The 13640-nt window shown below is 64.6% G+C and carries 13 protein-coding genes; 3 read left to right on the forward strand and 10 right to left on the reverse strand.

Going from position 1 to position 13640, the window contains the following annotated elements:
• Positions 1-204 precede the first annotated feature (204 nt).
• Positions 205-462, forward strand: coding sequence for a hypothetical protein (locus FFS21_RS10775; RefSeq protein ID WP_137924824.1), 258 nt, complete (start codon positions 205-207; stop codon positions 460-462).
• Between the two features lie 173 nt (positions 463-635).
• On the opposite strand, the gene FFS21_RS10780 is transcribed toward FFS21_RS10775, so the two are convergent.
• The gene (locus FFS21_RS10780) at positions 636-2150 is read right to left on the reverse strand and encodes a sensor histidine kinase (protein WP_237380446.1); all 1515 of its coding nucleotides are present in this window, start codon (positions 2148-2150) and stop codon (positions 636-638) included.
• A gap of 257 nt (positions 2151-2407) precedes the next feature.
• On the opposite strand from FFS21_RS10780, the gene FFS21_RS10785 reads away from it, so the two are divergent.
• Together FFS21_RS10785 and FFS21_RS10790 are read left to right on the forward strand one after the other, a co-directional pair.
• Positions 2408-2884, forward strand: coding sequence for a Dps family protein (locus FFS21_RS10785; protein WP_137924825.1), 477 nt, complete (start codon positions 2408-2410; stop codon positions 2882-2884).
• A gap of 174 nt (positions 2885-3058) precedes the next feature.
• Positions 3059-4066, forward strand: coding sequence for a bestrophin family protein (locus FFS21_RS10790; protein ID WP_137924826.1), 1008 nt, complete (start codon positions 3059-3061; stop codon positions 4064-4066).
• 7 nt (positions 4067-4073) lie between these two features.
• Here the strand turns inward: FFS21_RS10790 and FFS21_RS10795 are convergent, their stop codons facing one another.
• The 9 genes from FFS21_RS10795 to FFS21_RS10830 all read right to left on the reverse strand — a co-directional run bounded on the left by FFS21_RS10795 (position 4074) and on the right by FFS21_RS10830 (position 13462).
• Entirely contained in the window at positions 4074-5105 is a 1032-nt protein-coding gene (locus tag FFS21_RS10795; protein ID WP_137924827.1) for a fimbrial protein, read from the reverse strand.
• 21 nt (positions 5106-5126) lie between these two features.
• Positions 5127-7697 (reverse strand): fimbria/pilus outer membrane usher protein, encoded by a 2571-nt coding sequence (locus FFS21_RS10800; RefSeq protein WP_160473501.1) that lies wholly within the window; start codon positions 7695-7697, stop codon positions 5127-5129.
• A 4-nt stretch (positions 7698-7701) separates the two neighbouring features.
• Positions 7702-8106: a fimbrial biogenesis chaperone gene (locus tag FFS21_RS32445; protein WP_502705164.1), complete on the reverse strand. Its 405-nt coding sequence runs from the start codon at positions 8104-8106 to the stop codon at positions 7702-7704.
• A 10-nt stretch (positions 8107-8116) separates the two neighbouring features.
• Positions 8117-8470, reverse strand: coding sequence for a fimbrial biogenesis chaperone (locus FFS21_RS32450; RefSeq protein WP_249359292.1), 354 nt, complete (start codon positions 8468-8470; stop codon positions 8117-8119).
• A 77-nt stretch (positions 8471-8547) separates the two neighbouring features.
• The gene (locus FFS21_RS10810) at positions 8548-9099 is read right to left on the reverse strand and encodes a fimbrial protein (RefSeq protein ID WP_137924829.1); all 552 of its coding nucleotides are present in this window, start codon (positions 9097-9099) and stop codon (positions 8548-8550) included.
• Positions 9100-9715: 616 nt separating this feature from the next.
• Positions 9716-10687, reverse strand: a complete 972-nt coding sequence (locus FFS21_RS10815; RefSeq protein WP_137924830.1) for a cytochrome d ubiquinol oxidase subunit II — start codon at positions 10685-10687, stop codon at positions 9716-9718.
• A 17-nt stretch (positions 10688-10704) separates the two neighbouring features.
• A complete protein-coding gene (locus FFS21_RS10820) occupies positions 10705-12114 on the reverse strand; it encodes a cytochrome ubiquinol oxidase subunit I (RefSeq protein WP_137924831.1) in 1410 nt (469 codons plus the stop codon).
• 6 nt (positions 12115-12120) lie between these two features.
• On the reverse strand, positions 12121-12609 hold the full coding sequence (locus tag FFS21_RS10825) for a DUF3331 domain-containing protein (protein WP_137924832.1): 489 nt from the start codon (positions 12607-12609) through the stop codon (positions 12121-12123).
• Positions 12602-13462 carry a helix-turn-helix domain-containing protein gene (locus FFS21_RS10830; protein WP_137924844.1) on the reverse strand — a complete coding sequence of 287 codons (861 nt, stop codon included), beginning with the start codon at positions 13460-13462 and terminating at the stop codon, positions 12602-12604. The genes FFS21_RS10825 and FFS21_RS10830 overlap by 8 nt, the downstream gene beginning before the upstream one ends.
• Positions 13463-13640 lie beyond the last annotated feature (178 nt).

The raw sequence follows: 13640 nt of genomic DNA on the forward strand, positions 1-13640 counted from the left end.
CCGATTGCCGGTTCGCACGGCGCCGTATCCGGTCATCAGACCAAAGGATAGGACGCCGCAACAAATTGGCTACCGCACGACCCCGGTGTACAGATGCGCTTCGCGGCACGGCTGCCTACCATTCGATGGCGGGCTTGCGGTGCAGGCCCAGGGCGGGACACCAGACGGTGTGCCTGCGCATTCGAAGCTTAGAAGGAGCCGAACATGGTTGCAAAGCACATCGTTCCCATCGTCGTGGCATGCGGTCTGGCCGCTGTCAGCGCGCTGGCGTCGGGTATGGCCGACGCCGCACAGCCGCCCGTGCAGAAGAAGGGCCATCCCGTCTACAACATCGACCGCCAGCGCGATCCGTTCACCGACGGTGCGCGTTACCAGGTGTCGCCTGCCGACGAGGGGCGCTTCATTCTCGTGGGCCGTGACCTGACAGGCGTTTCGGCCCCTCCGGGCGGCGCACCGGCATGATTGCCGCTCGCGCCCCCATCGGAGAGACCACCATGCCATCTTCGGGTGTGTCGTATGCGCAGGTCGGGCCGCTGCTGGCCTGGCTCTGCATCTGCGCGGCGAGTGCCGGCATGGCGTTTGCGACGGTGGCCTGGGCGGGCGTGTGATGGAACCGCGCCCGGTTCAGGTTGCGTTCAGGCCGCTGCCTCCACGGCCTCTACGGCGGCTGTCCTCAGCGGCAGCCGGACGATCATCTTCGCGCCGCCTTCGGGTGGCGATTCGGCCTCGATGCTGCCACCGTGGGACTCCACGATATTGCGGCAGATCGACAGGCCCATGCCCATGCCGTCCGGCTTGGTCGTATAGAACGCATTGAATAGCTGGCCCATGGCCTGCGCCGGAATGCCGGGGCCGGTGTCGCTGATGATCAGCAGCACCGCATTGCCCGGAATCTCGCGGCTGGCCACGGTCAGGCGGCGCCGGCCAGCGGTCTCGGACATCGCCTGGATCGCATTGATCATCAGGTTCACCAGTACCTGCTGCAACTGCGTCCAGTCGCCAAGAATGTGCGCGGTGCCGGCGTCGAGTTCGGTGACGGCCGCGATCTGGTGATCCTGCATTTCGCGGCGCACCAGTTCCACGGTGTCTGCCAGCAGGTGGTCCACGGCGATATCGATGTACTTGGGCTCGGCCTTCTGCGCCATCGAGCGGATCTGGCGAATGATGTCGCTGGCTCGCGTGGCATCGCGAATGATCTGGTCGATGGAGTCGCGCGTTTCCTCGATATCGGGCGGCGTGCGCTGCAGCCAGCGCTGCGCCGACTCGCCGCAGGTGACGATGGCCGCGATGGGCTGCGTCACCTCGTGTGCGATGGACGCCGCAAGTTGTCCGAGCGTGGTCACGCGCGCCACATGGGCCAGTTCGTCCATGGTGCGATGCAGCGCCTGTTGCGTCAGCGTGGCGTCGGTGACGTCCATCAGGGCGCCCACATACTCGTGGTTGTCGCCATCGGACGTACTGCGGCGCGCTACCAGATGCACATATCGGATGGCGCCGTCGGGCATCAGCAGCCGATGCTGTAACTCCACGAGCGGCGCACCGTTGAGCATATCGGCATGAGTGCGATGCGCAGCGGCCAGGTCATCGGGATGGACCCGCGCCATCACCAGCCCAAGATGCACCGGACCGCCGCGCGCATAGCCGAAGATCCGGTGCGCCTCGTCGGACCAGACCATGGTGCCAGCGGGCACGCGGATGGCGATACTGCCGGTCTTGCTGAGTTTCTGTGCCTCCGCCAGGAACGATTCGCTGCGCGCCAGTGCGGCTTCGGCCTGGCAGCGCCGGTCCATGTCGGCCAGGTTGCGCAGGGCCAGCAGGGTGGTGGTGCCGATGGCCAGCAGCGCGAATATGCAGCGGGCCAGTTGGCCACCTTCATCTTCGGCGCTGGGCGAGACGATATAGGCCGTCAGCGTCAGCAGCAGCGATGCCCAGGCGGCCACGCGCGTGGCGCCGATGGAACCGGTCAGCGCCACAAGCAGGATCACCACCACGTACAGCACCGCGATGGCGAAATCCAGCGGCGTGAATGCGTCGATCAGGAAGACGCCCAGCGCAAGCGAGCCGGCGGTGCCTTTCAGCAGCCGGTTGATGGTCGAGTTGTACATGCCCAGTCCAGGCGGATTGACGGTAGGGCGCTCTATCAGCAGCATGGCCCGACGCCGATACTAATGCCGAATGACTGCTTGGGAAATCATATAAAGGTATGGTGGCCTGTTTGCCATGCGAAACGGCAATCCCTGGGCGCCCTGCACAAGGCCCGTGGCCGCATCCACGCCATCATGGCAGCGAGTTCTCCCCCTGAACCGTCGGGCCGTTGAACCGTCACCCCCCAAATCCTGGCGTCTGGCTGCGCACTTTTACGGTGCATCGCCACCCGCCAGCCGTGGATGCATCCCCAGGAGTCGCCATGACCATCACTTCCCTCGACACCGATGCCGGCCTGGCCGTCACCGAGATTTCCGATCACCTGAACCAGTTGCTGGCCGATGTCTTTGCGCTGTACCTGAAGACCAAGAACTTCCACTGGCACATGTCCGGTCCGCATTTCCGGGACTACCACCTGATGCTGGACGAACAATCGGCGCAGATCTTCGCCATGACCGACGACGTGGCCGAGCGCGTGCGCAAGATCGGCGGCACTACCCTGCGCTCCATCGGCAACATCGCTCGCCTGCAGCGGCTGCGCGATAACGACCAGGAAGCCGTCTCGGCCAAGGACATGCTGCGCGAACTGCACGCAGACAACCTCAAGCTGGTGGAAGCCATGCTCGACGCCCATGCTGTCTGCGACGACCACGCGGACGTGGCCACCGCCAGCCTGCTGGAGAACTGGATCGATGAAGCACAGCGCCGCGCGTGGTTCCTGGCGGAATCGGTGAAGTAAGGCTGCACCGCGGCTGTATCGCTGCAAAACACCGCCCGCCCTGTCGCGGGCGGTTTGTCAATTGTACGAATCGATGTCTCGACCTGCCCCCTGGGCACGGCAGTATGATCGCCTTCACATCGCACCGGGCGCCGTGATTGGCTGGCGCCCGTCAATCTGCCGTGAGAGCGCGCCATGCACCTGGGGAAATCGTACTCAATACCCGAGTTCACGTTCTGGTCGAGGCGGAAGATCTACGCCGCGCTGGCCTGCGGGACGCTGCCCGTCATCCTCTATCAGTTTTTCGAGGTGAAGTGGCTGTCGATCCCCACCGCCGTGGCAGTGCTGCTGGGAACGGCCACGTCGTTCATCGTGGGTTTCCGGAATGTGCAGACCTACACCCGCGCGCAGGATGCGCTGCAGGTCTGGACCGAGATCCTGAACGGCAGCCGGTGCCTGGGCGTCATGAGCCGGGATTTCCTTGCGCATCCGGCGGCCCGGCGCGAATTGATGCTTCGCCACTGCGCATGGCTGACCGCGCTGCGCTACCAGCTCAGAGTGCCGAAGATCTGGGAGAACGCGGGCAAGGTGTCCAACGTGGAGTACCAGCAGTACTACAGCATTCCGGAATGGGAAGTACCGCTCGACAAGGCACTCGCAAAGTATCTCCAGCCGGAGGAACTGGCCTCGATCGTGAACGCCGATCACAAGACCTCGCGGCTGCTGGGCAACCAGTCCGCCACCCTCAAGCGCCTGCTCGATGCCGGCGAGATCTCCAGTAGCTTCTACATGGAGCTGGGCGGATCGATCCGGGGCTTCTTCAACCAGCAGGGGCGGGCGGAGCGAATCAAGGACTATCCCTATCCGCGCCAGTACGCCATCGTCAACAAGATCTTTGTCCGCACGTTCTGCCTGCTTCTGCCATTCGGCATCCTGACGGAGTTCGAGAAGCTCAACGCCAGCGTGTCGGGCTTCATGCATGGGCACATGATCTGGCTGGTGATTCCCTTCAGCGCGATGATCTCGTGGATGTACCTGGCCCTGGAGCAGGTGGGCGAGAGTACGGAGAATCCCTTCGAGGGCAATGCGAACGACGTGCCGATGGCGCAGATCTGCCGCAGGATCGAACGCGAACTCATGGACGTGCTGGGCGAGCCCTGTGATGCGCCGGAGCCGGAGGCGGCGCGGGGCGTCGTGCTCTGACAGGCGGTCATTGATAGCTCATCGTGAACGTGGCCAGTGCGTTGACCGTGCCGGGCGTCACAGTGCCGGTGGAGATGTAGCGCACGCGCAGCGCAATGTTGCTGGTGGTGCTCGATGGCCCGATCAGGATCTGGTTTACGGTGCCGGCCATGGGCGAGTCCGGCCCGAAACTGATCGTTTCGCCGGTGGCACGGGTGATGCGCAATTGCACGTTCCGCGCGGTGGAGGCGGCTGTCAGCGTGAGCAGGTCGGTCTGGTTGCCAGGTGTGGTGGCGTCGGACAGCGTGAGATAGACCGTGGACCCCGCATCGCAGGTCAGGCCGATCTGGAATCCGGTTTCGCCAGCCGTGGCGCCCACGGGAGTCAGCATGGACAGAACGACGGTTGGCAGCGTGACACCGATATTGGGCGTGGTGACCGTGCAGGACCTGGCTGTGACCTGAGAAGCCCCCATGCCGACTTGTGATAGCGGCGACGATGAGGTGTTATAGGGTACGTTGTGGCTGATCATATTGAACATGACCGGAACGCTCACCGTGCCGCTCGTGGTCACCTGTCCGGTCTTGATCAACTGATAGGTGAACGAGTAGTTGTTCGTGGTGGGGTTTGGCGAGGTGACGTTCGGTGCGAACGAATCCCACTGGCCGGAACTGATGTGTGACAGGACCTTGTTGCCGTAGTTCACGCTGATGACGCGTACGCCGATTCCGGGAAGGGAGGTCTGCCAGACGTCCGGGACAACGGACGATACCGACAAGAGCGGAAGGTACTGGAGATAGAAGCTGTTGCCTGTCACGAAGTCGTTGAATGGGCATCTCACCGTGGTGGTCGTGGAGACCACCTCGCTCAACGCGGTGCCCGATGGGGCATCCCGGGCAACGGTGATGGCGCTGAACGAGATGGTGGCGGGCGTGGTTGACATCGTGCATTGCGGAACCGACTGGCCATACGCGGCCGGTGCCATCGCCATGCTGACCAGCCACAGCGCCGCGCGAGCGATTCTCCAGGCACGGTGAAAGGAAGCGAAGCGTTGGGTCATGGCACGGGTCCTTCGTTCAGGTCAGGGAGTAGCCCGGCGCGGCGCACGGCCCGATACCGTGGCGTCAATCGGCTCGCAAGGCGCTTCCACGACAACATGGCGCTTGAGCACCGCATCGTGAGGTGGCAACTGATAAGGGATTCGGCACTGGTCCGTGCTGGGCGAACCCCAACGCACCGTGAGCGTGCCGCTGTCTTCCACGCCCCGTACGAAAATCCGGCCAGCCTGGCCGACAATCCCGACGTCGTGGCCGGCCTCGTTCACCACGGCTGCGCCGAACGGCAGCGCCGACCCGTCCGGCGCGCGGCTTACCAGGATGGCCGTGCGGCCGCTCAGCGTCTCGAACTGGACGCGGACCACGGCATTGGCACGGGGCACCACCTGCCTGCTGGTGGCGCGGAACTCGATGTCGGCCGGCATGCCGCGTGGGTCGATCTCGATGGCATTCAGCCCATATGGCACGAGGTATGGCACCACGGCATAGCCGAAGCGGTCCACCCGCACGCCCGGCATATTGAGTACGCGTGCGCCGCGTGCGGACTTGGCCTCGACCAGCGCCACGGTATCGGCAACGTAGTTCGCCAGCGTGACGCCACCGCTGTGCGCCACCAGGGCACCTTGCAAGCCCACCGAGAACTGCGATGTATGCTCGCTGGCCGAGGCCGACCCGGATAACGTGGTGTAGGGGCTGCGGTACTGGATGTTGCCGCTACCGGTTGACGTGGCGCTGGAGCGGGTGCCGCCGATGCCGTAGCTGAGTGCGCTGTCCTCCAGCGCGGTGCCGGTGATCAGCAGTTGCTGCGAATCGCCGCTGGCGCGGTCGCTGGTGTAGCCGAACGACAGTGTCGGCATGCGCGGACTGCGGCCCAGCGGCACCGTAAAGCCAGCAAAGATCTGGGTGCCGAGCCGGCCGGTCGTACCATCGATCGTGCGCGAGACCGAGAAGTTGTAGGTGAAGGACACGCCCAGCATCCGTGCCACGTTGTTGTAGCCGATCTGGAACTGGTTCGCGGTGCCGTCGCGGTCCCAGTAGTCCAGCGAACTGCCCGTGAGGTAAAGGTTGCCCCATGGACCGGGAAGTTGCTGGTTCACCGTCACCTGGAACTGGGTGCGCCGGCGCAGCACGGTGGGTCCGTTTTCGCTGTCGGCGTAGGAACGGGCCAGGAAGGCATCCCTCATCTGCCAGAACCCGCTTGACGCGTAGCGATAGGCCGCCACCGTAAGGTTGGTGCGCGTGGATGGCACCACGTTGCTGTAGCTGACCCGATAGCTCTGGCCGGAGTTGGAGCCGGGACGGGGCACGTCGGCATGGGCCTGCGTGATGTCGAGCGCGAAGGCACCCATCGAAGTGTTCAGTGCCGCGCCCAGCAACGCCGCCTGATAGCTGTTGGCGTAGACCAGCCCGCCATAGCCGGTGACCAGGTTGGAGAGGCCATACTGAAGGGTGGCCTGCATGAGCTTTTCGCTCTGCGTGACGCGCGTGTCGCGATAGTCGCCAGCCGTGAAGGAGTAGCGCGCACTGCCCGGCCGCAGCAGCTGCACCACCGATGCATAAGGCACCGTGAACGTGTGCGACGAACCGTCGGCTTCGGTCACGGTGACCAGCAGTTCGCCGCCATAGCCTGTGGCGTAGAGATCGTCGATCTCGAACGGTCCGGGCGCCACGGTGGTTTCGCGCAGACGGATGCCATTCTGGGAGATCGACACGCGCGCGTTGCTGCGTGCCACACCGCGCACCACCGGCGCGTAGCCTCGGCTGGAATCCGGCAGCATGCGGTCGTCAGTGGCGACGTTGAGGCCGCGAATCGAGTAGCTGTCGAAGATTGCCCCGTCGGTGAAGGCGTCGCCCAGCGTGAGCTGGCTGCGCCATGAGGGGATGTCGTGCTGCAGATACGTGGCGATGTTCTGGTAGTCGAAGCCACCCTGTCCGGCGGGCATCCAGGTCATCGAAGAGCGCTGCCGCAGGTGCCACGATCCCACGTTTACGCCGGCGTCGATACCCAGGAAGCTCGTCGTGGAAGCATTGGCGCCGGTGGTGTGATACGAGTTGAACGTGTAGCCCACCGTGGCCGACGGGATGCCCGCATCCCAGAACTCCGGTGGCACGTACCCTCGTGGCTGATGCTGCTGCAGGGCCTGGGGCACGCTCAGGTCCAGCCGCAGGTCACCCATGTTGAACGTCCAGGTCGCCTCCGTGGCAATGGCTGCCAACGACGCGCATGAGTCGGGTGTGGTGCCGGCCAGCACGGTGCGGCCTTGTGGCGATAGCGCTTCGAGGTCGAGTTTCATGCGCGTGGCCAGGGGCCGCGTGATGCAGGGCGCCACGTCGCCATCCGTAGCATCGAAACGCACCGCCTCGCGGCCGGACCACTCGCCGTTGACGAAGACATCGACGATGTAGTCGCCGGGGACGATGGCGTTGGCGCGCGAGAACGGCGTGATGTCGATCGGGTTGCCGCTGGACCGACGCAGCAGATCATCAAGGAACCGCACGTCCGGCTTGTCCTGCGCCTGTACCGTGGCGGCCTGCAGCAGGGAGGCAACGGCCCACCAGAGCGGGCTACGGCGACACCGCTTGTCCATGCTCGCCATGGCGTCATCGTCCGGAATTGACAGCCTTGTCCATGGACCCTTCCGTGGCACCTCCATAGTCGTTGATAAAGCTGAACTCGACACGCTCCGGCGTGGCGGCGGGCACCGTGGCGGGCTTGCCGATATCAAGTTCCAGCGTGCCGCCCGGGGCGATCATTCCGCCACCGCTGTTGGCGAACGACTCGCCGCCCGCCGTGGCCTTCACGCTGCCGAACGTGATGTGATAGGGCGTGGGGTTACTGCCCTCCAGTGCATAGCCGTCGTCTTTCCGACGAAAGCTCCACGTCACGCTTTGTGCCGCCGCGGCGGCGCCATTGGCATCGAGCGATGCCGGGCGGTAGAAGAGCTTGATACGGGTGCGGAACGCGAAATTCAGAGAGTTGCGTGGCGCATCGTCAGAGGCGACCACGGACGGAACCTCAAGGACATTGACCCAGTAAAGCGTTTCGCGGCCAGTCGGGGGGGGGGTCTCCTGCAAGAATGATCCGCATGGTTTGTCCGTCGCCGGGATTGACGCGGAACAGCGGCGGAGTGAGCAGGAACGGAACGGCTGCGTCGTCGGGAGGCGCGTCGGGGTTGCCCGCATCGATCCAGGCCTGCACGAGCGACGGCGTGGTGCCGTCGTTCGTCGCCCGCAACGACACCTCGCGCTGGGGCTCCTGGTAGATGACGCGCGTGCCGTTGAGTACCACCGACGCGAAGGCCGGCGAGATGCCGGCCCACAGCAACAATGCCACCGCCGTGGCACGACAAGCGGTTTGAAAATTCGGCATGGATGCTCCGCAGGCAGTGGTTGAACATACGGAGAGCCCGCCAGGGGCTCTCCCTCACGCAACCGGCGGGCAGCCGGTCAGGGGTACACGACGGAATAGACAACAGAGGTCGATACGTTGCCGGACGTCACGGTGCCCGTTGCCACATACTCGGCGCTGTAGTTCAACGTGGCAGCACCCGAGGCCAGTGCAACCTGTTGCGAGTTCTGCGAGCCGGCAGCCGCGCCGAGCGTAATCGCCGACATATCCGCGTTGCGCAGCGCGATCTGGACGTTACCGGCCGGCGTGCTGGAGGCACCGTTGATCAGCCGTCCCGTGGCCGCGTCGATGGTGGCGCCCGGTTCGAAATAGACCGCGGCATTGCCCGTGGCGGTGGAACAGCCCGACAGGCGGATGCTGAAGGGCGTGCGGCCGGCAGCGGTGCCTGTCCCGCTCAGTGCGGAAGTCGATACAGCCGGCAACGTCACGGTGAAGCTGCTGGAAGTGCCACCGTTACCGCCGATCGTGCAGGTCTGCGACGATACGCGGCCAGTGAAGGTGATGGTGCCGTCCGAGGCAAAAGCGGCACCCGGCAGCACAGCGGCGGCGACAAGAAGGCCAGCTATCAGGGTTTGGCGAATGGTTTTCATTTTGACTTCTCTCTATATCTAGTGAATGAAGCCGCCGTAATGACGGGGGCGCTCAGGCTGATTGGAATATTGCGTGGGTGGTAATCGCCGCGCGACCTTGAATCAACCTGTAACGCCTGAAGTCTATGAATGGATGGACGCCCGTTTAATAGCTGATTTACTAGTTTTTGAAATCGGGAAATGTGCGCTGCGCAGGACTGTGACAATGGCCGTGTTTGTCCCGCCCTCCCGGCGCACGACGGGAAGGGGCGAAATAGTCGTTTCTTGAAAAGCAGTGTGGTGCAAACGGCAGTGTCTCGCATCGCCCGAACGGGTGTAATGACGGGGATATTATGTTTACGGTGCCGTGCAGATATTGAGGATGTCTGTTTCTTGTCTTGGAAAGACAGACTGTTATTATTTTGCTCTTATTCTGATTTGATTAAATCTGAGTTCTGTCCCTGCTCGTAAATAAAAAGGATGAAGGCAGGGCGAAGTAGAACTGGGAGGCAAGCGGAGGGGCGAGGGGAGGGCTGGCGGTTCAGGACACGATAGCCGCGATTTGAACTGCCATGCCCTCACCCCCAACCCCTCTCCCATTCCATGGGAGAGGGGAGAAACAGGGAGTAAGCAGAATTCAAGCCGCCACCTTCCCCCGGAACACGTGGTACTGGTACAGGTTGTACCCCAGCATCACCGGCAACATCAGGCCGATACCGATCAGCATGAACACCAGCGTGCGGTCGTCGGAGGCAGCGGCCATCAAGGACAGCTTGCCGGGCACGACATCGGGGAACAGGCTGATGGCCAGCCCGCCGAACGACACCAGGAACAGCAGCACGGTGGCGCGGAACGGCGCACGGCGGCTGCCGGTCCAGGTTGTTGCCGCGATCCACGCCACGGCGCCTGCGGCGATCACACCCAGCGCCAGCAGGACGGCCAGCACGCCATGCTCGTGCCAGCGCTCGGTGCCGATCAGGCTCAGGCGCAGCGTGGCAAAGGACAGGACCAGCGCGCTGACCACGGTGACCGGCAGCATCAGCAGCGTCCAGTTGCGCGCGGCGTTCTCCACCGGATACGGTGTCTTCTTGATCAGGTAGGTCGCGCCCAGCAGCGCATAGCCTGCCGCCACGCCGATCGCGGCGAAGAGCGTGAAGACGGCGTTCCACGCCCCTGGGTTCAGGCCGGTGATGACGCGGCCCAGGATCACCCCTTGCGACACGGCTGCAACGAGGCTGCCGAGTCCGAAGACGCGATCCCACAGCACGTTGCGCTCTGCGGCGTGACGGAACTCGATGGCCGCGCCGCGCATGATCAGCCCGGCGATCAACGCCATCAGCGGTACATACAGGTGGGGCAGCAACAGCGCGTAGGCTGCGGGAAACGCGCCGAACAGGCCGCCGCCGAGCACCACGAGCCAGGTTTCGTTGGCATCCCAGACGTGGGCGATCGATCCGATCATCGCGTCGCGCGCACTGCGTTCCGGCGCGAACAGGCTCAGGATGCCGATGCCCAGGTCGAAGCCATCGGTGACAACGTAGCACGCCAGCATCAGGCCGAGAATGCCGAACCACAGCGTGACAAGCAGGGTATGGGGAGAGGTTTCCATGGTCTTTGCCTCGGATATCAGTAGGTGCCGCCACCGGCAGCGGGTGCCGTGCGTGCGGCAAGGCCCTGCATCGGCGCGGCCAGTGTCAGGTCAGGCCCTTTTCGCAACCAGCGCGAGGCCAGCCAGGCGAACGTAGCGAGCAGAACGAGGTAGAAGGCGGCGAACATCGCGATGCTGCTGGTCACGTCGAGCGTGGAGATGGCCGTGGAAACACCGGCCTCGGTGCGCAGCAGGCCATAGACCAGCCACGGCTGGCGTCCCACCTCGCGCACGATCCATCCGCACTCCACCGCGAGGTAGGGCAGCGGAATCGCCAGCACCCAGGCGAGCATCAGCCAGCGGTGTTGGGCCAGGGCATCGGGGTTGCGCCGCGTGCGATACACCACATGCGCGGTGCGCAGGGCCAGCAGTACCAGCAGGAAGCCGATGCCGGCCATCACACGGAACGAGTAGTAGAGCAGCGGGAGCATCGGCGGCTGGTCGGCACGCGGAATGTCTGCGAGGCCCGTGACGGTGCCATCTACCTTGTGCGTGGCCAGCAGGCTCAGCATGCCCGGCACTTCGACGGACCAGCTATTGCGCTGCGCTGCCTGGTCGGGCCATGCGAGCAGTGACCACGACGCGGCAGTGCCCGGTGCATTGGTATGCCAGTGGCCCTCGATGGCAGCACCCTTGGCGGGCTGCGTGCGGAACACGTCCACGCCGCTGCCGTCGCCGAGCCAGACCTGGATGGGCGCCACGATGACGAGCAGCAGCATCGCCAGCCGGAACGACTTGGCAAAGAACTCGGGATTGCGGCGCTTGAACAGATACCACGCGGAGATGCCGGCCACGACCACGAACCCGGTTTCCAGCGCAGCCAGCCACATATGGGTGATGCCCCAGACCGCATCGGGATTGAAGATTGCACGCAGGTAGTCGGTCACGACGATCTTGCCGTCGACCACCGCCACGCCGGCTGGCGTCTGCATCCACGAATTCGCCACCATGATCCAGAACGCGGAGAGCGACGAACCGAGCGCGACCATGCCGGTGGCGAACAGGTGGACCCCCTTCGACACGCGGTCCCAGCCGAACATCATGATGCCGATGAAGCCGGCTTCGAGCATGAACGCCATGGCGCCTTCGAAGCCGAGGATGTTGCCGAAGAACTGGCCCGTGAACTGCGAGAAGCTGCTCCAGTTGGTGCCGAACTCGAATTCCATCGGGATGCCGCTGACCACGCCCACGGCGAAGTTCAACAGCAGCAGCTTGCCCCAGAAACGCGCGTGGCGGTACCACCCGAGGTCGCCGGTGCGCACCCAGAGCGCTTCCACGATGAAGAGCCAGGCCGCCAGACTGATGGTCAGGATGGGCCAGAGGATGTGGAAGATCGCCGTGAATGCGAACTGGGCGCGCGAGAGGTCAAGAACGTTGTCGATGGCCATGGCGGATCACCGGGAACGGTAGCGGATGGCGGGCTCGGCTTCGGGCTCGCGCGCCGGCTCTGTCACGCCGCAGGTGTTTTCCATGGCCGAGGCCAGGATCATCGCGTCGGCATTGAGGGCCGGGGTGCGCGAGCGCTGCGGCTGATAGACGGCGGCCATCTTGCCGATGGGCTGCCCGGTCAGTGCGCAGGTGCCCGCCTGGCGGGCGATGCCGATGGTCCAGATCTGCTCGCCGTAGCGGCAGTGCGTGGCATCGCGCCAGCTCACCACGGCCATGGCACTGCTGGGCCGCTCGATGACGGTGACGATCGGCGCGTGGGCACGATGCGCATGGTCGTCGGCGGTGTAGGTCGTGGGCGCAGGGGCTTGCGGATTCAGCAGGGCGATGGTGCTCAGCCACGCGTCGCACGAGTGATCGAAGGGCGCATCGGGTGCATCGAACGTATCGCGGCTATCGGTAGCAGCCGGTTGCAAAACTTCAGTGGCATCAAACATGGGAGCTCCCTGGAGTAGAGGTGACCTTGACACGCCAGCAGTAAGGCGTGTCACCGACGAAGCGCTTGAAAACGGTGGTGAAATGGGCCTGCGAGCGGAAACCGCTGCGCATGGCCACTTCCAGCACGCTGCCTTGACCGCGGCGCAGCAGATCCTGCGCGTGCTCGATGCGGCGGCGTACGAGGTATTCGTGCGGACGCATGCCGGTGGCGCGACGGAATTGCGCGGCAAAGTACATGCGGGTGAGGCCGGTGCTGCTGGCGATATCGGCCAGGCCAATCGGTGCGGCCAGGTTGTCGTCGATGAACGCGATGGCCCGGCGCAGGCGCCACTGCGGCAACGCGGTCTGCGTGCGATGGTTGGTGGCGGCGCGCTGGAAGTGATTCGCCACCACGCGGGCCACGATGGCCAGCGCCACGCTATCGGCAAACATCCGGCCAAGGCCCGGGTCCTGCGTGTGTGCCACGGCCAGTGCCTGGCCCAGACGTTCGAGCGCCGGATCGGTATGCACGAACGGATCGTCGAGCAGCAGCTCGCCGGGGTGCGCATGGCCGAACTGGTCTTCGTAGCAGGCGGCCAGCACGACTTGCGGCACGAACAGGTGCAGCAGGTCGCAGGCCGAACCGTATTCCGCACGGGACGCCACGCCGGGCGCCGTCACCTGCACGGAACCGGCAGTGATGCGGCCATCGAACACCGGCATGCCGCCGCAGAGCAACCGCACCGAACCGGAGCGCAGCGCCAGCGAGATGCAGTGGTGCGCGCCGTCGCCATCGTGGGACACGGAGACAGGATCGCTGCCATCGCAGGTCCAGCGCGAGATCACGATGCTGTCCGGGCGGCGGGCCTGCAGCGTCTCGGCATCGGGCGGCTGGCGCCATTGCTCTTCACGATAGACAAGGGCCGGCGCACGGGCTGCCTCGACGAACGGGAAAGCCTGATGCTGATGTACGGCTGGATCGTGCTGGCCGTCATGAACCTGATCCTCATTTCCGTGGCGTTCCTTCGCTACGCCGCCTGACCCCCCTCTT

It is taken from the genome of Cupriavidus sp. 2SB (assembly GCF_005503625.1).
Taxonomy (GTDB): Bacteria; Pseudomonadota; Gammaproteobacteria; order Burkholderiales; family Burkholderiaceae; genus Cupriavidus.